General features: G+C 63.9%; 21 protein-coding genes and 1 tRNA gene. 10 read left to right on the top strand and 12 right to left on the bottom strand.

Going from position 1 to position 24,410, the window contains the following annotated elements; translation table 11 throughout:
- Positions 1-58: 58 nt before the first annotated feature.
- Positions 59-877, bottom strand: a complete 819-nt coding sequence (locus E3N85_RS00370; protein WP_134458269.1) for a Nif3-like dinuclear metal center hexameric protein — start codon at positions 875-877, stop codon at positions 59-61.
- Between the two features lie 82 nt (positions 878-959).
- The gene (locus tag E3N85_RS00365) at positions 960-1,295 is read right to left on the bottom strand and encodes a hypothetical protein (RefSeq protein WP_134458267.1); all 336 of its coding nucleotides are present in this window, start codon (positions 1,293-1,295) and stop codon (positions 960-962) included.
- A 1,222-nt stretch (positions 1,296-2,517) separates the two neighbouring features.
- Here E3N85_RS00365 and E3N85_RS00360 point away from each other — a divergent pair.
- Positions 2,518-4,389: a PA domain-containing protein gene (locus E3N85_RS00360; RefSeq protein WP_134458265.1), complete on the top strand. Its 1,872-nt coding sequence runs from the start codon at positions 2,518-2,520 to the stop codon at positions 4,387-4,389.
- A gap of 385 nt (positions 4,390-4,774) precedes the next feature.
- On the opposite strand, the gene E3N85_RS00355 is transcribed toward E3N85_RS00360, so the two are convergent.
- A tRNA-Val gene (locus E3N85_RS00355) sits at positions 4,775-4,847 on the bottom strand.
- A gap of 70 nt (positions 4,848-4,917) precedes the next feature.
- The gene (locus E3N85_RS00350) at positions 4,918-5,388 is read right to left on the bottom strand and encodes a peroxiredoxin (RefSeq protein ID WP_134458263.1); all 471 of its coding nucleotides are present in this window, start codon (positions 5,386-5,388) and stop codon (positions 4,918-4,920) included.
- Between the two features lie 258 nt (positions 5,389-5,646).
- On the opposite strand from E3N85_RS00350, the gene aceE reads away from it, so the two are divergent.
- The 7 genes from aceE (at position 5,647) to E3N85_RS00315 (ending at position 14,884) form a co-directional block, all read left to right on the top strand.
- The gene (gene aceE, locus E3N85_RS00345; protein WP_134458260.1) at positions 5,647-8,373 is read left to right on the top strand and encodes a pyruvate dehydrogenase (acetyl-transferring), homodimeric type; all 2,727 of its coding nucleotides are present in this window, start codon (positions 5,647-5,649) and stop codon (positions 8,371-8,373) included.
- 6 nt (positions 8,374-8,379) lie between these two features.
- A complete protein-coding gene (locus tag E3N85_RS00340) occupies positions 8,380-9,582 on the top strand; it encodes a CdaR family transcriptional regulator (RefSeq protein WP_241978230.1) in 1,203 nt (400 codons plus the stop codon).
- A gap of 90 nt (positions 9,583-9,672) precedes the next feature.
- On the top strand, positions 9,673-11,160 hold the full coding sequence (locus E3N85_RS00335) for an amino acid permease (RefSeq protein ID WP_134458258.1): 1,488 nt from the start codon (positions 9,673-9,675) through the stop codon (positions 11,158-11,160).
- 134 nt (positions 11,161-11,294) lie between these two features.
- Positions 11,295-12,215, top strand: a complete 921-nt coding sequence (locus tag E3N85_RS00330; protein ID WP_134458256.1) for an ACP S-malonyltransferase — start codon at positions 11,295-11,297, stop codon at positions 12,213-12,215.
- A 17-nt stretch (positions 12,216-12,232) separates the two neighbouring features.
- Positions 12,233-13,237: a beta-ketoacyl-ACP synthase III gene (locus tag E3N85_RS00325; RefSeq protein ID WP_134458254.1), complete on the top strand. Its 1,005-nt coding sequence runs from the start codon at positions 12,233-12,235 to the stop codon at positions 13,235-13,237.
- Between the two features lie 58 nt (positions 13,238-13,295).
- A complete protein-coding gene (locus E3N85_RS00320) occupies positions 13,296-13,544 on the top strand; it encodes an acyl carrier protein (protein ID WP_104129202.1) in 249 nt (82 codons plus the stop codon).
- A 104-nt stretch (positions 13,545-13,648) separates the two neighbouring features.
- Positions 13,649-14,884 (top strand): beta-ketoacyl synthase, encoded by a 1,236-nt coding sequence (locus tag E3N85_RS00315; RefSeq protein WP_134458252.1) that lies wholly within the window; start codon positions 13,649-13,651, stop codon positions 14,882-14,884.
- A 188-nt stretch (positions 14,885-15,072) separates the two neighbouring features.
- Here the strand turns inward: E3N85_RS00315 and E3N85_RS00310 are convergent, their stop codons facing one another.
- The 4 genes from E3N85_RS00310 to E3N85_RS16600 form a co-directional block, all read right to left on the bottom strand.
- Positions 15,073-15,594, bottom strand: coding sequence for a DUF3145 domain-containing protein (locus tag E3N85_RS00310; RefSeq protein ID WP_134458250.1), 522 nt, complete (start codon positions 15,592-15,594; stop codon positions 15,073-15,075).
- 241 nt (positions 15,595-15,835) lie between these two features.
- Positions 15,836-16,522 carry a haloacid dehalogenase type II gene (locus tag E3N85_RS00305; RefSeq protein ID WP_134458248.1) on the bottom strand — a complete coding sequence of 229 codons (687 nt, stop codon included), beginning with the start codon at positions 16,520-16,522 and terminating at the stop codon, positions 15,836-15,838.
- 160 nt (positions 16,523-16,682) lie between these two features.
- A complete protein-coding gene (locus E3N85_RS00300) occupies positions 16,683-17,156 on the bottom strand; it encodes a class I SAM-dependent methyltransferase (protein WP_241978229.1) in 474 nt (157 codons plus the stop codon).
- Positions 17,153-17,347 carry a hypothetical protein gene (locus E3N85_RS16600; RefSeq protein WP_241978228.1) on the bottom strand — a complete coding sequence of 65 codons (195 nt, stop codon included), beginning with the start codon at positions 17,345-17,347 and terminating at the stop codon, positions 17,153-17,155. Before E3N85_RS16600 ends, E3N85_RS00300 begins: the two co-directional genes overlap by 4 nt.
- 83 nt (positions 17,348-17,430) lie before the next feature.
- On the opposite strand from E3N85_RS16600, the gene E3N85_RS00295 reads away from it, so the two are divergent.
- Positions 17,431-18,864 (top strand): NAD(P)/FAD-dependent oxidoreductase, encoded by a 1,434-nt coding sequence (locus E3N85_RS00295; RefSeq protein WP_134458246.1) that lies wholly within the window; start codon positions 17,431-17,433, stop codon positions 18,862-18,864.
- Between the two features lie 153 nt (positions 18,865-19,017).
- Here the strand turns inward: E3N85_RS00295 and E3N85_RS00290 are convergent, their stop codons facing one another.
- Entirely contained in the window at positions 19,018-20,901 is a 1,884-nt protein-coding gene (locus E3N85_RS00290; RefSeq protein WP_134458244.1) for a bifunctional 3'-5' exonuclease/DNA polymerase, read from the bottom strand.
- A gap of 162 nt (positions 20,902-21,063) precedes the next feature.
- Entirely contained in the window at positions 21,064-21,573 is a 510-nt protein-coding gene (locus E3N85_RS00285; protein WP_134458242.1) for a hypothetical protein, read from the bottom strand.
- A gap of 208 nt (positions 21,574-21,781) precedes the next feature.
- Between E3N85_RS00285 and E3N85_RS00280 the strand changes: the two genes are divergently transcribed.
- Positions 21,782-22,384, top strand: coding sequence for a HutD family protein (locus E3N85_RS00280; protein WP_370288911.1), 603 nt, complete (start codon positions 21,782-21,784; stop codon positions 22,382-22,384).
- Between the two features lie 47 nt (positions 22,385-22,431).
- Here the strand turns inward: E3N85_RS00280 and E3N85_RS00275 are convergent, their stop codons facing one another.
- Together E3N85_RS00275 and narI are read right to left on the bottom strand one after the other, a co-directional pair.
- Positions 22,432-23,655, bottom strand: coding sequence for a NarK/NasA family nitrate transporter (locus E3N85_RS00275; protein ID WP_134458240.1), 1,224 nt, complete (start codon positions 23,653-23,655; stop codon positions 22,432-22,434).
- Between the two features lie 2 nt (positions 23,656-23,657).
- Positions 23,658-24,410 (bottom strand): respiratory nitrate reductase subunit gamma, encoded by a 753-nt coding sequence (narI, locus tag E3N85_RS00270; RefSeq protein WP_134458238.1) that lies wholly within the window; start codon positions 24,408-24,410, stop codon positions 23,658-23,660.

Here is a 24,410-nt window from a genome sequence, read left to right as displayed (position 1 = left end):
ATGTCCTGACCTAACGCTGGAAGTGAGATGGAGTGCGGGAAAATGGGGGACTCGGAGATCAGTGCACGACCGCGAAGTCCCACGGGTCGGTATTCAGCTCGCTCACTGTGACCACCATCCCCGGCAGCGCCTCACGCAACTGCGCCGCGGCCGGTTCCAGCCAGAGCCATTCGCTGGCCCAGTGCGACACATCCATGAGCGCGGGACCGCCCGTACAGAGCGCCTGCTCGCGAGCCTCGGAGGCCGGGTGATGGCGCAGGTCGGAGGTGATGAAGACATCCGCCGTGAGTACCTTGGGCTGACGCAACAACGAGTCGCCCGCGCCGCCGCAGAGGGCGACAGTGGTGACCGGTGTGGAGTAGTCGCCGGCGACACGCACTCCCGACGCCGTCGCCGGCAATAATGCCAGCAGGGTATGCGCGAGATGTCCGAGGGTCGTCGGGTGTGCAAGTCGACCGACACGGCCGATGCCGGTGCCGGGCGCGGTGCTGTTGGTGATGGGGGCTGTATCGAACAGACCAAGTCGGGTGGCGATAATGTCGGACACCCCATCAGCAACGACGTCAGCGTTGGTATGCGCGGCCAGCAGCGCGCATTCGGCCCGGATCAGCCGACTGAGAAGCGCGCCCTTGTAGCGATCTTCGGCAACGCTCGTTATACCGCGAAGGAGAAGGGGATGATGCGTCAGGAGCAGGTCGGATCCGCTCGTGATCGCCTCGTGAACGGTGAGGGCGACGGCGTCGACAGCAAGATGGATAGTGCGAATCGGCTGCGACGGATCGCCACTGATCAGGCCCGGACTGTCCCAGTCCTCGGCACCGTCCAGGGGCCACAGGGTGTGGGCGACGCGGGTAACGTCTGCTAGCGAGAATGGCACTCGATTAGCCTACCGGGAGACCGGCGTCGGGACTTCGCCGGACACGGTGCAACCCGATGCCCGGCGCCCGCCAGTAAATGTGTCAGAAGTCGTAGTCGTCGAGCAGCACGGTGGCCGACTCTTCCCTGGTCCAGGCCGCAGGGATCATGGCACCGGTTTGGGCTTTGCGGTGCAGAAAATCCGTGGTTTCCGGTTCGATCAGTTCCGGCGACAGGCTCTCGGCGGTCACACTCATCAGCTGGCTCGCCGACCCGATCAAAAACTGAGCGCGCAGGAGGCACCCCTCGTCACCCATCACGGGGATGTCCACGACATCGACTTGGCGACGGTTGCAGAGTGCCTCGGCATAGAGCAATACGGCATCAGCGAGATCGCTGCCTGTCACTACGGAACCGCCCGGGTAAAATATGCGTTTCATGGTCGCCCCTCCAAAGCTCACGGAAATGTCACGTGCGTCCAGGGTCCGGGGTCGCCGTAACAGTATATGCCGGGTCTACCCCAAAGCAATGGAATCTCGGCGATCTCGCATGTTGAGCCGATGCGACCGACGGAAGACGCCGGACCCGTCTGATTCAGGCGACGGAGCGAACTCAATGTGGGCCCTACCGGGCTCGAACCGATGACATCCACGGTGTAAAAGTCCGGTCGCACACAAACTCAATGAGGATCCGCAAGAACACGGGCTCGCGAGAGACTGCGCATTTGCGGTAACTTGCCCGAAAATCCGGGATTGTGGCGAATCCTGCTGCTGGAACACCAAGGCCTCAACAACTCAAAACACCCAGCAGATTTGTTCTGCCTGTACGCAGCACTAGCCGAGCATTACGAGCTCGGCGGCACCGAACACCGGCGGTGCCGCTGGTCGTGACCCGGGGCTCCCGCGGACCGAGGGCGTCAGGCCCTCAAGAGGCCACAGAATTCAAGAGTCCATAGGACTTTCCCCCACGGGTTCTGGTCGCGCTCTCGGCCGTCCTGCTGTCCGTTGACCCACGCTTGCGATTATCAAGCGTCCGGCAGAAATGCGGTGAGTACCGAGTCCCACTCGAACCCGCCGACAGCGTGACAGCCCGCGCCCTCGCAACCCGCGAAGCTGTGTCCCGAGCACAGACGCGCTCTCCAACCACCTGTGAGCGCTGCAGCCGCACCCCGGGCACGATTGATTGGTCACAGGAGTGGATCGAAACCCTGTGCCGCTGGCACCACGAGTCCCGGCGCACGTGTAACCCCGCGGTCTAACGCCCGCGCCGGTTCAGGGCATCCAGCCGCACGCACGGCAGCGAGCACACATCGTCGACCGGAAGCTACGCTCGAACAAAACGAAGCGCCTGCACGATGCGCGTCGGATCGTAGAGAATCACCCGCCATGGTCCCTCGCCGTCCATAGCCAAGACCTCCAAAAGTGTCCCCATTGCGCTCGATGCACACGGCCCGCGGCGAGGGGGTGATTTCCGCGAGGCGCAGTTCATCGCCCGACAGAGAATTCGGTTCGAAGGCCACCGCGAGGGGTAGGCCATGGCGACGCATGCGCACCGCGTCGCCGTGGCGGCCACATCCTGGTCGATTTGTACTTCCTTGCCAAAGCGTGTAAGGGCGGACTACGGTTCGAACATTCGATTTAAATTCCGCACCGAAGGAGTGTCATGGTCAAATCACCTGCCATTCGCGCTGGACTGACGCTGGTGTCCGTCGCAGCGTTGATCCTCGCCACAACATCCGTTGCATCGGCCCGGCCCGGGGACGACGGCGCGCTATCGACCGCCGACGGCGCTCGCGACGCCCACCAGCACGGCGGAACGGCCGGTCATCTGCCGGCAACACAGTCCAATGTCAACGTAGTCTCCAAACTGAAGATGAAGAACGCGGTGCCCGAGAAGATCGCCGATGTGGGCGTCTTCAAGGACTATGCCTACCTTGCTGCGTGGGGCGTCGTGTCGTGCACCTACAACGGGGTGCACGTCGTGGATATCAAGGACCCCGCGAAGCCGAAGGAGGTCGCGTTTATCCAGTCCAAGGAGGGCAGCTACCCGGGCGAGGGTGTCCAGGCCCTTCAACTCGATACGCCAGCCTTTACCGGCGACGTGCTCGTCACCAATAACGAGAAGTGCAAGGACAAAGCAGGGTTCGGCGGCATGAATCTCTATGACGTGACGAATCCCGAGCACCCCACACCACTCGCCGTGGGCATTGGCGATTCAACAGCCGATGGTCAGGGCAAGAAGACCTCCAACCAGACCCACAGCGTCTTCGCCTGGGATGCCGGCGACAAGGCGTACGCGGTCATCGTTGACAACGAAGAGGGCACCGATGTCGACATCATGGACATCACCAACCCGAAGAAGCCGTTCCTTACCGCCGAATACGATCTGGACAAGACCTTCCCGCAGATCCTCCAGAACGCACCGTCGAATCTGACCGAGGTGTTTCTCCACGACCTCGTCGTCAAGCAGATCGCCGGAAAACAGGTGATGCTGTTGTCCTACTGGGACGCTGGATACGTCACCGTCGACATGACCGACGTGCACAACCCGATCTATGTCGGCGATACGGACTTCGCCAACCCCGACCCGCAGCTTCAGGAGTCGGCAGGCCTGATCGAGAAGCCTGAAGGCAACGGCCACCAGGGCGAGTTCACCCTCGACAACAGGTTCGTAATCGGTGCCGACGAGGACTTCGCGCCCAACGGCGCGGAGGGCACCACGGATGACTCCGCGACACCGTTTCAGATCTCGCAGGGCAGCGACACACCGCAGCTGCAAGGCGGGGAGTCGCTGACCGGTGATGCCGTCTACGCGGGACAAGCATGTTCCGGTGATCCGGTTGTGCCACCGGCGGCGGTCACCGCAAGCGGCAGCCAGATCGCGATCGTCACCCGTGGTCTCTGCGCATTCACCGAGAAGGTGGCGAACGTTGAAGCGGCTGGCGGCTATGACGGAATCGTCATCATCAACCGCGAGGGTACCGACGGATGCGGCGCGTTCGGGATGAGCGTCGCCGGCAACATCCCGACCTCTTCGGTCGACCGTCAAACCGGATTCGGTTTCTTCGACCTCGAGGCCTCCTACGATAACGCGGCCTGCCTCGCCGGTGCTGCCAGCCTGATTCCCGGCCTGAGTCTGGGCGCCGTCGGAGACCTCGTTTCCTTGCGCGCGTTCTTCGACGGTTGGGGTTATGTGCACCTCTTCGACAACTCGACGGGAAAGATGTCCGAGCTGGACACCTATGCAATTCCCGAAGCCATGGACCCGGCCTACGCTGTGGGCTTCGGCGACCTCTCGGTTCACGAGGTGGCCACGTCCAAACAGCGGGCCGACCTGGCGTACTTCTCGTATTACGCGGGAGGATTTCGAGTGACCAAAATCATCGACGACAAACTCGTCGAGACCGGTCGCTTCATTGACGAGGGCGGCAACAACTTCTGGGGTGTGGACGTGTTCGAGAACAACGGCGTCGAATACGTTGCGGCCAGCGACCGTGATTTCGGGCTCTACATCTTCCGATACACGGGCAACTGAGCCGACAGCCTGATCTGAATTACCCACACGAAATCGCTCCTGAGAACCCCCTCAGGAGCGATTTCGTGCGTCCCGGTGGCGCCGTAGGACGCGGCGGGCCATCTCGCCTCGCCGGGTCAGCGGGGCAGCACCAGGGCGCCGTCCATGTGACGGGGTATCGTGTCGTGGTGCTGAGCCCATGACAACCGAAACTCCCGTCGGGAAGCCGTTGAAGACCAGACGACCCCTGGTCGGTGCGAGCGTGTCGCTGATCTGACGCACGAGATCGGGCACGTTGCTGTTGTGGCGCACGCGCACCGACGCCTAACCAACTGACAGGTCGATTTGTGAGCCGACTCTGCGAGGCGGTACCTCAGATGGTTTCTCTGATCAGGCATTTTACTTGTGGGCCCTACCGGGCTCGAACCGATGACATCCACGGTGTAAACGTGGCGCTCTACCAACTGAGCTAAAGGCCCCGGCGACGCGTCGGTCGTGGGTTCACTCAGTATAGGACAGACTCGGCGCGCGTTTGGCGACCCATCGAGTTCAGAGGACCGGTGTGAGTTGCCCGAGTGCGGCTCGGTAGGCGTCGATCGATCGCGCTTCACCCGGGGCGGTGATGAAACTGGCGCGAATAATGCCGCTCGGATCGATCAAGAATGTCGCACGGTTGGCGAAACCCTTCTCCTCGAGAAAGACGCCGTATTCTTTTGCGACCGCGCCGTGGGGCCAAAAGTCCGCAACCAGGTTGAAGGTGTATTTTTCCTGCTCGCCGAAGGCACGCAGGGCGTGTCGCGAGTCGACCGAAATTCCGATGAGTTCGACGCCGCCGTCCTCGAACAGAGACAGGTTGTCGCGCAGTTCGCAGAGTTCGCCACTGCATATTCCCGAAAAGGCGAGGGGGAAGAAGACCAGCGCGACAGATTTCACTCCCCGGTATTGGCTGAGCTGCACGCTTTCGCCGAACTGGTTGATGAGCTTGAAGTCGGGTGCCTGGGTGTCGTTCTCGAGAGCCATATGGGCTCCTTTCCTAGTGCTGCGGTGGCGCGCGGTTGGGCCGGTGACATACTCTAGCCCGGCAATGTGCGCGAAGTCACAAAACCCGCAGCTTGTCGGCGGCGGGCACCCGTACGCGGACAACGGGCGAAATCTGTAGGCTTACGTCGTGCCGCTGGTTGCAATCCAACCTGCTCATTTACGGCACGTGCCACCGTGGCGCCGCACCATGTCACCGCGGAGCACCATCGCTGCACGAACCCCAGAGAGAGGTCGACTGTGACGGTCAACGACCAGGACCCATACTCGACGAACAACGCCGACTCCGATCCGGAGGAAACTGCGGAGTGGTCGCAATCCCTCGATTCGCTCGTTGCCGAACACGGCCACGAACGCGGACGCGAGATCATGCTCAGCCTGTTGAAGCGGTCGAAAGAGCTGCATCTGGGCGTTCCCATGGTTCCGACAACGGACTACATCAACACCATTGCGCCGGAGAACGAACCCGATTTTCCCGGCGACGAAGACATAGAGCGCCGCTACCGCGCCTGGATTCGCTGGAACGCTGCCGTTCTGGTGCACCGCGCTCAGCGCCCCGGCATCGCCGTTGGTGGCCATATCTCCACCTACGCGTCATCCGCTGCCCTGTATGAAGTTGGTTTCAACCACTTCTTCCGAGGTCAGGACCACCCGGGCGGTGGCGACCAGATTTTCATTCAGGGTCATGCCTCCCCCGGCACCTACGCGCGCGCCTTCCTCGAGGGCCGGCTGACAGAGAACCAGCTTGACGGTTTCCGTCAGGAAAAATCGCACGCTCCTCATGGCATCTCTTCATATCCGCACCCGCGCCTCATGCCGGAATTCTGGCAGTTTCCCACCGTCTCCATGGGTCTCGGCCCGATCAACGCGATCTATCAGGCGCAGCTCAACCGCTACCTGACCCACCGGGGCATCAAGGATGCCAGCGACCAGCAGGTCTGGGCATTCCTCGGCGACGGTGAAATGGATGAGGTGGAAAGCCGCGGCCAGTTGCAGGTCGCGGCCAACGAGGGCCTCGACAACCTCAACTTCGTCATCAACTGCAACCTTCAGCGCCTCGACGGCCCGGTGCGCGGTAACGGCAAGATCATCCAGGAGCTCGAAAGCTTCTTCCGCGGTGCTGGCTGGAACGTCATCAAGGTGGTCTGGGGTCGGGAGTGGGACAGCCTCCTCAAGAACGACGTAGACGGCGCCCTGATCAACCTGATGAACGTCACGCCCGACGGTGATTACCAGACGTACAAAGCCGAAAGTGGCGCCTACGTGCGCGAGAATTTCTTCGGACGCGACCCGCGTGCGCGGGCGCTCGTCGAGCACCTCAGCGATGACGAGGTCTGGAACCTCAAGCGCGGTGGACACGACTACCGCAAGGTCTACGCCGCATTCAAGGCCGCGTCGGAGCACACCGGCCAGCCGACCGTCATCCTGGCGAAAACGGTCAAGGGCTACGGCCTCGGTCCCAGTTTCGAAGGCCGCAACGCGACCCACCAGATGAAGAAGATGACCCTCGACAACCTCAAGTCGTTCCGTGACAGCATGCACGTGCCGATCACGGATGCCCAGCTCGAGGAAAACCCCTACTTGCCGCCCTACTACACCCCCGGCGACAAGGACGAGGCGATCGAGTATATGCACGAGCGTCGGCGTGCGCTCGGCGGCTACCTGCCAGAGCGACGCACCACACACACCAAGCTCAACTTGCCCGGAGATGAGACCTACGCGGTCGCCAAGAAAGGGTCCGGAACGCAGGAGATCGCCACGACCATGGCGTTCGTGCGACTGCTCAAGGAGCTGTTGCGCGCCAAGGACTTCGGAAACCGCATCGTTCCGATCATCCCCGACGAGGCTCGCACCTTCGGCATCGACGCGTTCTTCCCGAACGCGAAGATCTACAACCCCAACGGGCAGCACTACACCTCGGTCGACCACGCCCAGCTGCTGGCCTACAAGGAGAGCCCGCAGGGCCAGATTCTGCATGTCGGCATCAACGAGGCCGGCGCCGCCGCAGCTTTCACCAACGTGGGCACGTCCTATTCCACGCAGGGCGAACCGCTCATTCCGATCTACGTGTTCTACTCCATGTTCGGTTTCCAGCGCACCGGAGACGCTTTGTGGGCCGCCGGTGACCAGATGAGCCGCGGGTTCATCGTCGGTGCCACGGCCGGTCGCACGACGCTGACCGGGGAAGGTCTGCAGCACGCCGACGGTCACTCACCGTTGCTGGCGTCGACCAACCCGGCCGTCGTCTTCTACGACCCGGCATACGGCTATGAGATCGGCCACATAGTGCGCGCCGGACTCGAGCGCATGTATGGCGGCACCCACACAGACCCGAACGTCATGTACTACGTGACGGTCTACAACGAGCCGGCCGTGCAGCCGGTCGAGCCCGCTGACGTTGATGTGGACGGCATCCTGCACGGCATCCACCGGGTGAGTGAGTCCGCTGCGAGCGGACCGAAGGCACAATTGCTCGCCTCCGGCGTTGCCGTACCGTGGGCACTGGAGGCCCAGCAGCTCCTCGCCGACGACTGGGGCGTCTCGGCCGACGTCTGGTCGGTCACCTCGTGGACCGAACTGCGCCGCGATGGTCTGGCCGCCGAGGAGCACAACTTCCTTAATCCCGACGCCGTGCCCCGCATCCCGTACGTCACCACGAAGCTCGAAGGTGCTGCCGGCCCCTTCGTCGCAGTGTCTGACTTCATGCACGCCGTTCCGGACCAGATCCGACAGTTTGTTCCGAGCGACTTCGCGACGCTCGGTGCCGACAGCTTCGGCTTCTCGGACACCCGCCCGGCCGCACGCCGATTCTTCAAGATCGACGGTCCGTCGATGGTCGTGCGCACTCTGGAGCTGCTCGCCCGTCGCGGCGAAGTAGACCGCAGCCTCGCCGGCCAGGCGATCACCAAGTATCGCCTGCACGATGTAAGCGCGGGCACCACCGGCTCTGCCGGGGGCGAGAGCTAAGAAACCGTGGCACCGGCGCCCAAAACGAAGGAACAGACCCTCAACTGGCTGCGCACCATTTCTGGTGAGCTGTCGACCCAGACGCTCAAACGACTCGAAGACACGCTGTCCTGGTATGGCGATATGCCACCAGGGCGGCGGTCAGCCGTCGGCCTGGTCGCCCAGGCCGGGATCACAAGTTTCATCTCCTGGTTTGACGATCCACGGTCAACGCCGTGGATCGCCGCGGACGTCTTCGGTGCTGCCCCGCGAGAGTTGCTGCGCTCGGTGAGTCTGCAGCAGACGCTGCAGCTCATCCGCGTGACGGTTGAGGTCGTCGAGGAACGCGTCAAGGACGGCGGCGAGGCGCTGCGCGAAGCGATTCTGCTCTATTCGCGAGAGATCGCCTTCGGGGCAGCAGATGTCTATGCTCGTGCTGCCGAGGCACGCGGCCTCTGGGACGCGCGGTTGGAAGCTCTCGTCGTTGACTCTATTCTCAGTGGGGAATACGACGACGAACTGCCAAGCCGAATTGCGGCTCTCGGCTGGCATGGCCACGGTGAAGTCTGCGTACTGGTCGGCACCACCCCGCAGATGCTCGACGTCGACCAGTTGCGCCGCGCTGCCCGGCATATGGCCGCCGACGTGCTCATCGGCGTACAGGGGAACCGCCTCGTGCTCGTGATCGGTCGCGCACGCCCGGTCCAGGCGGACAGCGAAGACGTCGGCACCGCTGCGGCGCTCACGTTCATGGAGATCGCCATGCAACTCGAACCGATATTCGGGCCCGGGCATTTGGTGCTCGGTCACGAGGTTCCCAATCTCGTTGACGCATCCAAGAGCGCGAAGGCCGCCCTAGCCGGGTTCGCCGTCGCGCGGTCGTGGCGGAATGCGCCCCGGCCCGTCCAGGCCGACGATCTGCTCCCCGAGCGCGCCCTCGCCGGGGATCCGCTCGCCCGCGCGACGCTGATCCATCGCATCTATCGGCCGCTGCAGGCGCACTCGACCGAGTTGCTCACCACCCTGTGGTGCTATCTCGACAATGGCCGCTCGCTCGAGGCCACCGCGCGCGAATTATTCGTGCACCCCAACACCGTGCGGTATCGCCTGAAACGAGTATCCGAAGTCATTGGCTACGACGCCACGGGAGCCCGAGAGGCGCTCATTTTGCAATCGGCCCTGATCATCGGCTCGATCAGCGACCACGACGGTTCCACCCGCCGTCGCTGATGGTGTGTCGTCGCTGCACCGGCATCCGTCGGCACGGCGGTCACACGTCTCGCGGGATCAGACCCGCCCTATTCAGACTTGGAGCGTGTCATGCCCACATCCCGGAAATCCGCCACAGAAGGCGCCGCGGAACCGGATGTCGACGTTAGCGTCGCCCCGCAGCCTAGAGAGCTGACCCGCAGCCTCAAACCCCGCCACCTCTCGATGATCGCGATCGCGGGAGTCATCGGGGCTGGCCTGTTCGTTGGTTCTGGTGCGGCGATCCAGCAGGCCGGTCCTGGAATTCTCGTGGCCTACGCCGCCGCTGGCCTTGTCGTCATCCTGGTGATGCGCATGCTCGGCGAGATGGCGGCGGCGAGTCCGGAGACCGGGTCGTTCTCGACCTACGCCGACCGTGCACTCGGCCGCTGGGCCGGGTTCAGCATCGGCTGGCTCTACGCCTGGTTTTGGATCATCGTCCTTGGAATCGAAGCAACTGCGGGCGCGGCGATCGTGCATCGCTGGGTACCCGAGGTCGATCAATGGGTGTGGGCCCTCCTGCTCATGGTGCTACTCACGCTTACGAACGTGGCCTCGGTGAAATCATTCGGGGAGTTTGAATTTTGGTTTGCCTCGATCAAGGTCGCGGCCATTGTGGTCTTCCTCGTCCTCGGGATCGCGGCGATCCTGGGCTTCATGCCCGGTGTGACCGCGCCCGGCCTCGACAACCTCACCAATCGCGGCGGATTCTTCCCCAACGGTGCCGGAGCGGTGCTCGGCGGAGTGCTCGTGGTGGTTTTTTCTTTCTTCGGCGCCGAAATCGCCACGATCGCCGCGGGGGAATCGCAAAACCCGGTAGCCGCTGTTCGCCAGGCGGTGCGGTCCACCGTGTGGCGAATCCTGATCTTCTACATTGGCTCGATCGCCATTGTCGTCACCCTGCTGCCCTGGGACAGCGCCTCCGTAGCAAAGAGTCCGTATGTGGCGGCCATCGAGCTCTACGGCATTCCCGGTGCCGGCACGATCATGGATGTGATCGTGCTCACCTCTGTGTTGTCCTGCCTCAACTCGGGACTCTATACCGCCAGCCGTATGCTGTTCTCCCTGTCGACGCGCGGCGACGCTCCCCGCTCCTGGGGAACGATCTCCGCCAGAGGCGTGCCGCGCAGCGCTGTGCTCGCGTCGACCATCGTGGGGTTCGTGACCGTCGGCCTCAACTACGTCGCCCCGGACACCGTGTTCCTGTTCCTGGTGAACACTTCCGGCGCCATTGCCCTGTTCGTCTGGCTTGTGATCGCGGCCTCGCAGTTGATCCTGCGTCGCCGCATGGGACCGGACGCCGCAAGGGCACTTTCACTCAGGATGTGGGTCTTCCCCTACCTCACGTGGTTCGCCATCCTCAGCATCCTCGCCCTGCTCGTGGGAATGTTGATCGTCCCCGAAACGCGGGAATCCCTCGCGCTGTCCCTCGCGCTGGCCGGGCTGCTCGTGGGCGTGGGCCTGTGGCGTTACCGGGGCGGGCGTGGCTCGAGCCGCGAAGCTGCGACCCAACCGGTGATCGGTTCGGCGCATTCCGAATCAAGCCAACGCCAGGATTGATCCCGCCAGCTGCCACGAGTTGAGAAATCGGGATTCGTCCCGGGGAGTTTTTCTGCAGGACCCTACAAAGGAACCCGGAATACTCAGTGCGATTTGTACACTCATTTGCGCCATCAGGTTGGAAGACTGAATAGATGATCGTTGTCGTCTGCCCGGGTCAGGGCTCCCAAACTCCCGGATTCCTCGAACCCTGGCTGGCTCTGCCCGCCTTCCATGCCGGCCTCCGGCATATCTCCGACGACGTCCACCTAGACCTCGTCGCTCACGGCACGGTCAGTGATGCCGACACCATTCGCGACACGGCGATTGCCCAGCCCCTCATCGTGGCCGCCGGCATCCTCACGCTCGAAGCGCTGCTCGCGGATGGCCGGCGAGACCGCATCTCCGGGATCGCCGGGCACTCGGTCGGTGAGCTGACTGCCGCCGCGGGCGCTGGCATCCTGAAAACCACCGATGCGGTGCGTTTCGTCCGAGAGCGTGGCGTGGCGATGCAGGCCGCCGCCGCCCTCGTTCCCACCGGCATGAGCGCAGTGATCGGTGCCGACGAGACCGAGCTGCTCGCCCGAGTGATCGAGCTCGGCCTCGAACCCGCCAACTTCAATGGCAGTGGTCAGATCGTCGTCGCCGGTGCGCTCGACGCTCTCGCCGAACTCGCCGCGGCTCCCCCGCATCGCGCCAGGGTCATCCCACTGCAGGTTGCGGGTGCATTCCACACCCGGTATATGCAGCCTGCCGTTGAACGGATGACCGTGGTCGCCGACTCGCTCAGCCCCACCGATCCGACTCTCCCGATTTGGACCAACCGTGACGGAGTCCGCGTAACCGAGGGCATCCGATTTGTGGACCTTCTCGTCGGCCAGGTGTCGTCGCCGGTACGGTGGGACAGGTGCATGGAGGCCTTCGCAGCCGCGGGAGTCACCGGAATCATCGAGGTCGCGCCGGCTGGCGCGCTCGTCGGTCTCGCAAAGCGCGCCCTCAAGGGCGTTCCCACCGTCGCTATCAAGACCCCGGACGACCTGCCCGCCGCCTGGGCCATGATCGACCAGCAGTCCTGAATCTGATAAGAGAGACAATGACCAAGCCAACACTGAAGCAGTCCCACGGGTCGCAGTACACCCGCATCCTCTCGATCGGCGCCGCCCGCGGTGACCTCGTCGTACCCAACGACGAACTGGTCGCCGCGATTGATTCCTCCGACGAGTGGATCCAGCAGCGCACCGGCATCATCACCCGCACGCGTGCCAGCGAGGACATCGGCGCGGTCGACATGGCAACGGATGCCGCCCGCGAGGCCATCGAGAAAAGCGGCATCGACCCGGCACTCATCGATGCCGTGATCGTGGCCACCATCAGCAACGACCGCCAGACACCCTCAATGGCCGCCGTTTTGGCCGACCGCGTTGGCAGCAATCCGGCCGCCGCCTACGACATCAATGCAGCCTGCGCCGGCTATGCCTACGCCATCGCCCAGGCCGACGCCCTCATACGCACGGGGGCTGCGCACTATGCACTCGTCGTCGGCGCGGAGAAGCTCTCTGACCTCGTCGACCCGGCCGACCGGACCATCTCGTTCCTGCTCGGCGACGGTGCCGGCGCCGTCGTCATCGGCCCGAGTGACTACCCGGGCATCTCCACCACCGTGTGGGGATCGGATGGATCCAAGGCCGACGCGATTCACATGAATCACACCCTGCAGGGATACCGTCGCGGCGACGCCGACTGGCCAACCCTGCGTCAGCAAGGACAAACGGTCTTTCGCTGGGCCGTCTGGGACATGGCCAAGGTCGCCAAGAAAGCCCTCGAAGTCGCGGGGATCGAAAGCTCCGACCTGGCCGCATTCATTCCGCACCAGGCCAACATGCGCATCATCGATGAGTTTGCCAAGCAGCTCAAGTTGCCAGAGTCCGTTGTCATTGCGCGCGACGTCGCCACGACTGGCAACACCTCCTCGGCGTCTATTCCCCTCGCCACCCACCGCCTGCTCGAGGAACATCCAGAGCTCAGCGGCGGACTCGCGCTGCAGATCGGCTTCGGTGCCGGACTCGTGTTTGGCGCGCAAGTCGTTGTGCTGCCCTAACCAACCCACCCCCTAAACTAGGTCTCGGTCAACCGAGACACCCTCAAGGAGAAATAACATGGCATTGTCCACCGCAGAAGTTCTGACCGGCCTGGCCGAGCTCATCAACGACGAAACCGGAATCGCAACCGACACGGTTGAGCTGGGCAAGTCGTTCACCGACGACTTGGACATCGACTCCATCTCGATGATGACCATTGTCGTCAACGCAGAAGAGAAGTTCGACGTGAAGATCCCCGACGAAGAGGTCAAGAACCTCAAGACTGTCGGCGACGCTGTCGAGTTCATCGTGAAGGCACAGGACTAGGCCCAAGCCGGAACCAGGTCGGCCGGAAGTCGGCCGACCTGTTCACTGGGCTGGTGCCACAACGCGCCGGCCCACACGTTTGTCGTCCCATGGAGAGTTGACTTATGACCAAGAAAATCGTTATCACCGGTATCGGTGCGACTACGCCGCTGGGCGGCACGGCGGTGGAGACCTGGACGGCCCTCCTGGCCGGCGAATCGGGCGCTACCACCCTCGAGCAAGCCTGGGTCGCTGAAACAGCGATCCCGGTAACCTTCGCCGCACAGGCGCGCGTCAAGACCGCGGATGTGCTGCAACGATTCGAGGTCAAACGCCTCGACCCGTCCAGCCAGTTCGCCCTGATCGCTGGCCGTGAAGCCTGGGCAGATGCCGGCTCTCCCGAGGTCGAGCCAGAGCGCCTCGCCGTGGATTGGGCGACCGGAATCGGCGGAGTGTGGACCCTGCTGGACGCCTGGGACACCCTGCGCGAGCGAGGCCCGCGCCGCGTACTGCCCATGACCGTGCCGATGCTCATGCCGAACGGCCCGGGAGCGGCCATCGGAATGGACCTGCACGCCCGTGCCGGCATCACCACGGTGGTCTCCGCGTGTGCGTCGAGCACCGAAGCGCTGGTCAACGCGTACAACCGGCTGCAGGCTGGGCTCGCTGACATCGTCATCGCCGGGGGTTCCGAGGCCGCAATCCACCCGCTGCCGATCGCTTCCTTCGCGGCGATGCAGGCCCTGTCGACTCGCAACGACGACCCGGCGACGGCAAGTCGCCCCTACGACGTGACCCGGGACGGTTTCGTTCTCGGTGAGGGCGCCGCAGCCCTCGTCATTGAAACCGAAGAACACGCGAAAGCGCGCGGGGCCCACATCTACGCCGAACTGCTCGGCGGCGTCGTCAACAGCGATGCCTACCATGTGACTGCACCGGACCCGGAGGGGTCCGCCGCCGCCCGCGCAATGGTGTCGACCATTGAGAACGCCGGTGCGTCCCTGGCCGACGTGTCCCACATCAACGCCCACGCCACGAGCACCCCGGTCGGGGACATTGCCGAGTACAAAGCCCTCAGGCGCGTTTTCGGGGATCTGCTCGACGGCATCCCGGTGTCGGCGACAAAGGCTTCCACCGGCCACCTGCTCGGTGGCGCCGGCGCCCTCGAAGCGTTCTTCACGGTCAAGGCACTTTCTGAGCGCATCGCACCGCCGACGATCAACCTCACGTCTCAAGACCCGGAAATCACGCTCGACGTGGTCACCACTCCGCGGGCGCTACCGGCGGGAGACCTGCTCGCACTGAGCAACTCCTTCGGCTTCGGCGGCCACAACGCCGTCGTGGCATTCCGTTCGGTCTAGCGTTCGGTTCTATCTTTGCCCGTTGTGAATGACCCCGTCCGGTTTGGACGGGGTCATTCTTGTGGGGTGATCAGGCGCATCTGGCTGTATCTGACATCGACTGTGACGCGTGGGATTGCCGCCGGCACGGTCACCGGTCGACAGCCCACACTCCCACGCGGGAACGGCACGCGTTGGAGCAGTGTCGATCAGCCCACCTGGTGCAGCCAGACGACGGCGTTCAGATCGCTCGCCTGCCGGAACGGTTCTAGTTCGTCGTCCCAGGACTGCCCGAGAGCCAGGCGCAGGTGCCGGTGCAGTTCGATGGTATTGGCCCCCGCACTGTCCATCGCGGATCGAATGCGATCTTCCGGCACGACCATATTGCCCACGCTGTCCGTTTGAGCATGAAAAATACCCAGCTCCGGCGTGTGCAACCAGCGACCGCCATCTGATCCGGGCGCTGCATCTTCGGTGACTTCGAAACGCAACTGCTCCCAGCCGCGCAGAGCGGATGCCAGTGCGGCGCCAGTACCCAAGGGACCCTCCCAGTAGTATTCGGCGCGGTATGAACCGGGCAGGGCCGGCTGTTCCGACCAATCGAAATTGACGGCCTCGCCGAGCGTGCGTCCAGCCGACCACTCGATATGTGGGCACACAGCTCGCGGGGAAGAATGCACGAAAAGCACCCCCCGCGCAATCGGCGCCCGACGGTTGTATGTTGCATCCATCGTGATTCTCCGTTCCTAGTAGGTGCGTCTTCCCCAACGACCTCGGAACAACCGGACTCGCACAGTACAAGACTGTGAGCACGATGGCAGATATGAAGTTATGCGACCACTCGTCAGCACCCCTGAGTTGGTACTGGCCCGGCCGATAGCGCAATTATGCCCCAGGGACCTGCCGATTGACAAGCGGCCGAGGCATGAGAACGGCGGTGGAACAGATGAGGTTGCGGCTTGGGCAGCGGGGTCAGCGTTTGCTGGCCGATATCCTGACGGCGAGTTCGCCCAGCGCGGTGAGGGTGTAATCCGGTGCCGCAAAGTAGCTCGGGTAGGCCTCGCCGGTGCGGTTCAACCAGGCGGTGCTCAAGCCCGCTTGCGCCGCACCGTGGATGTCCCAGGGGTGCACGGCGACCAGGAGCATATCGCCCGGCGGCACCCCACAGACAGCCGCGGCATAGTCGTAGGCAGCCCGTACCGGTTTCCACGCCGGGGCGTCTTCCACCGTGAGCAGAGCTTCGAATTCGTTCTGGAGCCCTGCCCTGGTCAGGAGCGTCCTGGCCACCTGCACGCCTCCATTCGATAAGGTCACGAGGCGCAGCCCAGTGGTCTTGAGCGCCCGGATCCCGTCTTCTACGTCTGGGTAGAGGTTCAATGCAAAGAAGCCGGTCATAATGTGCTCCACAGCATCGTCGAGGTTGCCGGTCAGGGCGACGTCGCGGAGGACTCCGCGCAGGATCTCGGAGCTGATTTCAGCGAATTTTGCGGCACCACCGGCAGCGGCGAGGGCGAACCCGTCCCTGAGCAAGGATGCGAACCAGATCCCGGCCAGGTGCGAGGGGGCGCCGATATCCACAAAACGAGCCTTCATGGTCGACATGTCTGAGAGGGTTTCGTTGACGTCGAAAACGATCACTGACGGCGTGTTGCTGTTCATAACGTGGGTCCTCCAAGGTTCGCGATGTGGTGGTGCCCTATAGATGCATCCGTTCGGCGATGCCACCCACTCGCGGCGCGGCCCTCACCCACGACTCAGAGAACGCGCTCAGCCGTCAGGCACCAGAGTAGCTGGTGTTGCAGACAGGAGAGTGAGCCTTTCATCCGAGGGATAGTCCAGGTTGCGGGTTAGGGGGGATCGTGGCTGCCGCGACGCGAATGTGCCCGCCGCGCACCGCCACGGAGCGCACATCCACGCCCTCACGTTCGATGATGGTCCACGGGCGAGCCTTGAGGTCGGCACCGCCGACCGCGGCTGCGATCCGCGCGAGCGGCGAGAACACCCGGTAGATCTTCACGGGCGACTGCATGTCTACAATGCACGCGCGACCACCTGGCCGCAGCAGGGCACGCATCCGGTCCCAAGCCGGATGCCAGTCTGTGAAGACGCTCATTGCATAACTGGAAAAGACACCGTCGACGCTCCCTCGCGCCGCCGGGAGCTCTTTCACGACGACCATCGGGTCAAATGTCATGGCATCCGCCTCGACCAGGCGCACGTTCGTCCACCCGTTCGATTTCACCCGGCGGCGCGCCATCTCAAGCATCTCCCGGCTGCGATCCAGCCCGATCACGGCGCCCGCGGGCCGACCGCATCGACGAGCAGAGCAAAATTCAGGCCGGTACCGCAGGCTAGGTCCAGGACAGTGTCGCCCGGACGCAGCCCCAGGAGAGCCACGCCGCATTCTCGGCCGGCCCGGTAGACGACTCGTTCTCCGGAAAGAGCGTCGTAGAAACGGGCAGCGGCCCCGTAGACGTTCGCCATGGTGCAGACCGTCCTTCCTTTTTTCGCCAGCCTAACCAGCCCACAGTCGTCTTGAACACCGGCGACCGTCTACGCTCACAGTCATGCGAGAACTCGACAAATTTGATCTGGTCGTCATTGGGGGCGGAACTGCTGGCTTGATTGCCAGCCGCACGGCGGCGAGCTTCGGAGCGAGAGTGGCTCTGATCGAGGACAACCTCCTCGGCGGGGATTGCCTGTGGACCGGGTGCGTTCCATCGAAATCGCTCATTGCCGCCGCGAACGTCGCAGCGACGGCCCGATCCTCCGCTCGACTCGGAGTGCGGGTGGGCGATGTCGTCGTCAACTTCGCGCAGGTCATGACGCACGTTCAGGACGCGATGCAGGAAATCGCACCGGTCGATTCCGCCGAGTCTCTCGAGCGGGACAATATTGACGTGGTCATCGGGAGGGCACGATTCACCGGTCCGGACAGCGTCAACGTGAACGGCCGCGAACTCCGGTTCCATCAGGCGCTGATCGCCACCGGTGCCGCAGCGGCCCTGCCGGACATCCCCGGAATCGACGCGGTCGATCTGCTTACCAGCGAAACGTTCTGGGACCTGAGGACTGCCCCGGAACAACTCGTGGTGTTGGGCGGCGGGGCTCTCGGCTGTGAGATCGCCCAGGCCATGGCTCGCCTCGGTACGGCCGTGACGCTCGTGCACCGGGGGCCACGAATCTTGCCGAAGGAAGACGACCGGGCCAGTTCCCTCATTCAGGCCGCGCTCATCGCTGACGGAGTCGACGTGCGCACCAACTTCACCGTGATCGCGGTCACCTCCACCAACCGCCTCGCCGGTACGTTGTCCCTCGATGATGGGACCGCCCTGACTTTCGACCGGCTCTTCGTAGCCGTGGGTCGCCGCCCGAACACCGCCGGCCTCGACCTGCACTCCGTGGGAGTGCGCCGGGATGGGCACGGTAACATCATGGTCAATTCCAGGATGCGCACTTCCAACCCGCGCATCTGGGCCGCCGGCGACGTCACCGGACTGCCCCGGTTCACGCACACCGCCGGTGTGAACGCCAACCTGGCTGCAACAAACGCGATCCTCGGACTGACCCGCCCCGTCGACAAGGAGGCGATCCCCCGAGTCACGTTTACCTACCCTGAAGTCGGTGCCGTCGGCCTGCAATCCCGGGATGCGGAATCCGGGGCCCACCGAATCGTCACCTGGGAGCATGAACAGGTTGACCGCGCGGTGACGGAGGCGAAAACAGGCGGGTACACCCAGCTCATCGTCAACAAACGCGGCCGCATACTTGGCGGGACCGTCGTGGGCCCCCGGGCCGGTGAGACCCTCGGCGAGATCTCTCTGGCGGTGAAGAACCGGCTCACCACGAGCAGTATCGCCAGCACGACGCACGCGTATCCCACGTACAACGACGGCCTTTGGAGCGTGGCCGTGGCCGACGTGCGTCACCGGCTCGGTTCCAACCTGGTTTTGACCGCCACGCGGATCCTTCGACGTCTGCGTAAGGCGCGGCTACGCTGACAGTCTGCCCCGCACAGGGCTGACTCCCTGGGTCGGACCGCTTCCAGAATTCTCGCGGAGACCAAACGGCCCCACCGGCAGAGCGCCCGCCGGGCCCGGCGGGCTGCCTGCGCGATGCGTAGATCGTTGCCTCGGATCGAAGGCGGTCTGCAGCTATTTTGCCTGGCCGTAGTTATCGACGGTGGCCACCGTCAGCATGAAGTCGACCGGAAAGTCGCCGAAGAGCAGCCGCCCAGCGGTTTCGGCAGCCGTAGCGATGATCTGTGCGACGGCGTCGGTCTGCTCCGAGGGCGTGTGCACGATCACCTCGTCGTGCAGAAAAAAGACGAGGTGCGGTTGGGCGTGAAATGGCGCACGAGCCCGCGCAGCCGGGGTCACCGCACGGTGGGCTCCTGGAGGTCTCAGGCGAGCAGCATCGTGTACGGCATCCGCTTGGCTGCCGGGAGCAGGCAGTGCCGTGAGCTCGCGCCGGATCTCTGCCATCCAGCACAGGGCCCATTCAGCCGCGCTGCCCTGCACGATGAAGTTGCGGGTAAAGCGCCCCCAATCCCGGGCCTGGCTGCGGGCTCGCCGCTCATCAATCGCCGTCGCCGCCGGGTCGTAGGCCTGTGCCTGCACCTCATGCCAGCCCGTGCCTGGTATCGGTGACGAGCGCCCGAGTCGGGTCGTCACCACTTCGCCACGCTCGCCGGCGCGTGCCGCCGACTCGGTGAGCGCGATCGCCCGGGGGTAGGCACGGGCCAGGCGCGGCATCAATCGTGCGCTTTCCCCCGTCGTGGCCCCATACATGGCGCCGAGCATCGCGACCTTGGCGTGGTCGCGGGTCTGGGCGACACCGCTCGACACGATCCCGGTATACAGGTCGGTGCCGCGGCCAGCCCTGGCCATGTTCGTATCCTGCGCCAGCGCCGCGAGGATGCGCGGCTCCAGCTGCGCGGCATCCGCGACGACGAGTTTCCAGCCCGGGTCAGCGACGACAGCACCCCGAATCTGTTTGGGCAGCTGCAGCGCTCCCCCGCCGCGCGTGGCCCAGCGGCCGGTGACGACACCTCCGGGCACGTAGTCGGGGTGGAACCGGCCGTCGACGACCCAAGATTCCATCCAGGCCCAGCCGTTGGCGTTGTGCAGCCGGGAGAGTTTCTTGTACTGCAACAATAGTTCGATGACCGGGTGCTGCAACTTCTCCAGCTCCCAGCCCCGCGTCGAGGTGATGGCGAGCCCGGCACGCTGCAGCGCTTTGAACAGTTCCTGGGGCGAATCCGGGTTGAGGCTGGCGTCGTGCAGTTCTAAGCGGATGCGCCGGGCCAGCACTTCCAGACGCTCCGGTCGGACACCGGGTGCGACCCGCGGTCCGAGTTCGCGGGTGAGGAGGCGATCGTGCACGTCGGTGCGCCAGGGCAGGCCGGCGTAGCGCATCTCCGCGGCCACGAGCGCGCCGGCGGACTCGGCGGCAAGCAGGAGCCGTAGGCGCCCCGGTTCGGTAGCGGACGCCACCGCGTCGAGTTGGCGGCGAAACTCCTGCGCTGTACTCGACTCTCGGGCGCCCGGCGCGGCAGGCCCGCCTGCCGTCGTACCGGCAGCTGCAGGGTTCATGATATCCGCGGCGCCAGTGCTCGAAACCGGGTCACCGTCATCGTCCGCCTCGAAGTCGAAGAGTGTCACCCTGGGCTCGGCTTGGTCACTCGCTCCTGTACTCGCGACGTCCCAACGGTCCCGCGCGGCCTGGGCGAGTTCGCTCGTCGTGGTCAGTGCCGAATTCTTCAGGATCACATGGCACAGACGAAGATCGTGGCAGCGCTGCACTCGGATGCCCGCGGTGAGAAGTACCGAATAGATCCGGGCGGTATCGTCCCAGACCCAGCGCGGCGTGGCGGGTTCGCGGGTGATCGATTCCCGGGCGGCTGCTTCGAGCGATGACACGAACGACCGAAACTCGGTCAGGGTGAGGCGGTGTGACGCGTCGATCGGGAGGCCGGCGTCGTCCAGCGTGTTGACGAGCAGTGCGCCGCCAGTTGTTTGCCGAACCAGTACATACACTGTCCTATTCTGCCCGGTGCCGGCCGGGTGCAGCACCGCGCCTATCGGCTTCGCGGAGCCGATAGGCGCGGTGCCCTGCGGGAGATCGCGTCGGTTACGACGCGCTCGGCACGGTGCCCTGGGGGAGATCGCGTCGGTTACGACGCGCTGGGCGTACCTTCGCTAGCCGGCGATCTTGTCTCCGTTCGGAGCGACCACCCACCAGACGCCGCCAACACCTTCCCCGGTGGTGTCACCGGCAGCAGCGTCGCCCGCCCAGTAATAGAGGGGAAGTCCGTTGAGGGTGACCTGTTTGGTGCCGTCCGTGCGCGTGATGACACCGACCTTGCCGGTAACACCCGCGACGGTGGGCGTGTCGGATTTGGCTACGACGGCTGGCCATTTGACCAGGCAGTCGCCCTCGCAGGTGCTCGCACCGGAGTCTGCAACGTCCTTGTCGAAGACATACAGGGTCATCCCTGCCGTATCGACGACGATCGTGCCGAGCGAACTGTCTGCGGTAGCGAGCGCCGGCTTGACTGCGGCCTCACTCGGCGCGCTGGACGAGCTGGACGAGCTCGACGTGTCGGCCGCCGGAGTCGTCGCTCCCTGCGAGCATCCGCTCAGCGCGAGAACGCTGAGCACGACCGCCCCGACGGCCGGCCCGACCTTGATCCATATTCTGCTGTTCATGATTGCTTCCTTCTCTCGGTGCTATTCGATGAAGTGCTATTCGATGAGGTGTTTTTGACGTTGTGCTTTTTACACGCTGTGGTGCGCAGTGCGGTGGTGCCAGATGGAGAACTCCTGGAGTTACCACGAGCTACAGCAGGGAATGGTTCAGCACTCCAGGTTGGGAGCCACACGGAGCACCGGTCCGCGTGGATTAGGCTGCTAACCTGTGCGTGAAACCATGGACATTATTCGATACAACGAGGTACGTGCCATCCCTGGGCGCAACGACGGCGGCCAGACCCGCGAGCTGGTTTCTTTCCCGGTAGGCGCGGCTGACTTCGACTGGCGAATCAGCATCGTTGATGTCATCGTCGCCGGCGATTTCTTCGTCTATCCGGGTGTGGAACGCATATTCGCCCTGGTCGAAGGTGAACTCCTGGTGTTGATAGTCGATGGTGTCGAGCACCCGATGGAGCAGTATCGTCAATTTCGCTTCTCCGGCGACAGCGTCACCAGCGCCACCCTGCCGGTCGGCGCAACGACAGGCCTCAACGTGATGGCAAGACGCGGAGAATACAAGGCCTACATCTCGATCATCGAGTTGTCCAAGAAGCGATCCCAGCCCGTGTTCGGTGACCAATTTGCCATTCTGCTTCAGGGGAACGCGGCGGTCTCCGCGCCCGCTTCTAATGCCGCCGGTACAGGTCAGGGCGAGATCGATACAGCGGAGCTGCACAAATTCGATACCGTCCGCGGCCATGATCCGGCACCGGAAGTTCTGGGGCGAGGATTTCTGGCCGTGATCACGCTCGAGGCCGAATCCGCCTGATCGGGGCCACCGTCGCCGTGGCGGCGCTGGTGTGTCCGGCGACAGGATCAGCGTCTGGGGCCCGCGAGCTGGCTGGGGCGTTCGTGCACGCCGAAGATGGTGAAGATTAAGGCCACCGCGGCCGTACCGGCCAGCAGAAGAAGACCGATCGCGTAGCTATTGTCGGTGGCGTTATAGGTGGCCCCCATCACGAGCGGCGGAAAATAGCCACCCAGGCCTCCGGCCGCACTGACGATTCCGCTGATTGAACCGACCTTGTCGGGTGGTGCATTGCGTCCCAGCCAGGCGAAGACTCCCCCGGCTCCCAGACCGAGGGCCGACGCCATTGCCACGAACGTGAGCCCCGCCGGAATTTCCCCATCCGGACGCAGATTCACCGCCCAGGCAAGCACAGCGACGGCGCCCAACGAAACGATGACGACCGGCTTGGGACCGACTCGATCGGCTAGAATTCCACCGACCGGGCGCAGCAGAACGGCCGCAGCGGCGAAACCGGCGGTTCGGGTGCCAGCCGCGGTCAGGTCGAAATCGTAGATGTCTCGCAGATAGGTCGGCAGGTAGGTGGAGAACGCAACGAACCCGCCGAAAACCAGCCCATAGAGAGAACACATCTGCCAGGTCACGCCGAGTTTCGCGGCCGCGACGAGCTTTGGTACGAACGGCTGGGCATTGGAAACCCAACTCGGCGCATTTCCCATGCAGGTCCAGACGAGGACGGCGGTCACGATCAGCAGCAGCGCCAGAATCAGGTGGGTGGGAACGTATCCGAACCAGTCAACGAAACGCGGCGTGAAGAAGGCGGACAGGGCCGTGCCGCCCATACCGGCACCAAAAACACCCGTCGCGAAGCCGCGCCGAGAGAGCTCATACCAGTTACTGACGAATGGGATTCCAACTGCGAAGACCGTTCCAGCGACGCCGAGCAGCAGCGCGCACAACACAAGAATCCAATAGACCCCCACGGTTCCGGCGAGCGCCACGAGCAGCAGGGCCGGAACAGTGGCCAGCAAGATCAGGGTGAACATGATCCGCCCCCCGAACCGATCCGTGAGCACTCCCACCGGAATACGACCGATCGAACCAACAAAAACAGGCATGGCCACCAACACGGATGCCTGCGCTGACGACAAATCCAGCTGCAGGCTATACCGCACCCCGAGTGGGGCAATACTCGTCCACGCCCAAAAACACACCACTGATGACAGGGTCGCCAGCGCGAGGTTGAACCCCTTACTGGTTCGGACCCGTTCCCGCACGGTGACCGTCGCCATGGCTATCGTTTGTCCCGCGCTCGGTCCTCGGTTCCGATCGGTGCCCAGCCGCGTCGGATGGGCCTGACCTCACCCGGTATTTTGTCGCGCGAACGATAGACGATGTAGGGCCGGAAGAGGTAGTGCAATGGCGCGGTGAACGCGTGCACGAGCCGGGTGAATGGCCAGATGGTGAACAGCACCATGCCCACGAGGGTGTGGATGTGGAAGGAAAACGGGGCTGCAGCCATCGCCGCGATATCTGGCTGGAAGATGAACAACGACCGAAACCACGGCGCGACGGTCTCCCGGTAGTTGTGCCCGTCTTCGCCCTCGAACACGCTGGCCAGAGTCGTCCAGAGTCCGAGGATGATCGCGGCGGCGAGCACCACGTACATGACCTTGTCGTTCTTCGTGGTGGCCATGAAAACCGGGCCGGTCTTGCGCCGACGGTAGATCAGGATGACGATTCCGCCGAGCGTGCCGATCCCCGCGATCCCCCCGACCAGTAGTGCGTTGAGATGGTAGAAATCCTGGCTCATCCCCACGAACAGGGTCCAGCTCATCGGAATGACGAGGCCGAAGAAGTGTCCGGCGATCACGGCCAACAATCCGAGGTGGAAGATCGGCGATCCGATGCGCAGCAGCCGGGATTCGTACAGTTGTGACGACCGGGTGGTCCACCCGAACTGGTCATAGCGGTACCGCCAAATCGATCCGCCGATCAGAATGGCCACCATGACGTACGGCAGTACGCCCCAGAGCAACAGGTCCAT

Source organism: Cryobacterium sp. Hz9, from assembly GCF_004402825.1.
In the GTDB taxonomy this organism is placed as follows: domain Bacteria; phylum Actinomycetota; class Actinomycetes; order Actinomycetales; family Microbacteriaceae; genus Cryobacterium; species Cryobacterium gelidum.
Note: the sequence above shows the minus strand (reverse complement) of the source record. Positions and strands in the feature narration are given on the sequence as shown.

Bases quoted from the DNA above. Each gene is read 5' to 3' on its own strand.
- E3N85_RS00365 (WP_134458267.1), bottom strand. From the start codon at position 1,295: ATGAAACGCATATTTTACCCGGGCGGTTCCGTAGTGACAGGCAGCGAT.
- E3N85_RS00360 (WP_134458265.1), top strand. From the start codon at position 2,518: ATGGTCAAATCACCTGCCATTCGCGCTGGACTGACGCTGGTGTCCGTC.
- E3N85_RS00350 (WP_134458263.1), bottom strand. From the start codon at position 5,388: ATGGCTCTCGAGAACGACACCCAGGCACCCGACTTCAAGCTCATCAAC.
- E3N85_RS00335 (WP_134458258.1), top strand. From the start codon at position 9,673: ATGCCCACATCCCGGAAATCCGCCACAGAAGGCGCCGCGGAACCGGAT.
- E3N85_RS00330 (WP_134458256.1), top strand. From the start codon at position 11,295: ATGATCGTTGTCGTCTGCCCGGGTCAGGGCTCCCAAACTCCCGGATTC.
- E3N85_RS00325 (WP_134458254.1), top strand. From the start codon at position 12,233: ATGACCAAGCCAACACTGAAGCAGTCCCACGGGTCGCAGTACACCCGC.
- E3N85_RS00320 (WP_104129202.1), top strand. From the start codon at position 13,296: ATGGCATTGTCCACCGCAGAAGTTCTGACCGGCCTGGCCGAGCTCATC.
- E3N85_RS00315 (WP_134458252.1), top strand. From the start codon at position 13,649: ATGACCAAGAAAATCGTTATCACCGGTATCGGTGCGACTACGCCGCTG.
- E3N85_RS00310 (WP_134458250.1), bottom strand. From the start codon at position 15,594: ATGGATGCAACATACAACCGTCGGGCGCCGATTGCGCGGGGGGTGCTT.
- E3N85_RS00305 (WP_134458248.1), bottom strand. From the start codon at position 16,522: ATGAACAGCAACACGCCGTCAGTGATCGTTTTCGACGTCAACGAAACC.
- E3N85_RS16600 (WP_241978228.1), bottom strand. From the start codon at position 17,347: ATGGCGAACGTCTACGGGGCCGCTGCCCGTTTCTACGACGCTCTTTCC.
- E3N85_RS00295 (WP_134458246.1), top strand. From the start codon at position 17,431: ATGCGAGAACTCGACAAATTTGATCTGGTCGTCATTGGGGGCGGAACT.
- E3N85_RS00285 (WP_134458242.1), bottom strand. From the start codon at position 21,573: ATGAACAGCAGAATATGGATCAAGGTCGGGCCGGCCGTCGGGGCGGTC.
- E3N85_RS00275 (WP_134458240.1), bottom strand. From the start codon at position 23,655: ATGGCGACGGTCACCGTGCGGGAACGGGTCCGAACCAGTAAGGGGTTC.
- narI (WP_134458238.1), bottom strand. From the start codon at position 24,410: ATGGACCTGTTGCTCTGGGGCGTACTGCCGTACGTCATGGTGGCCATT.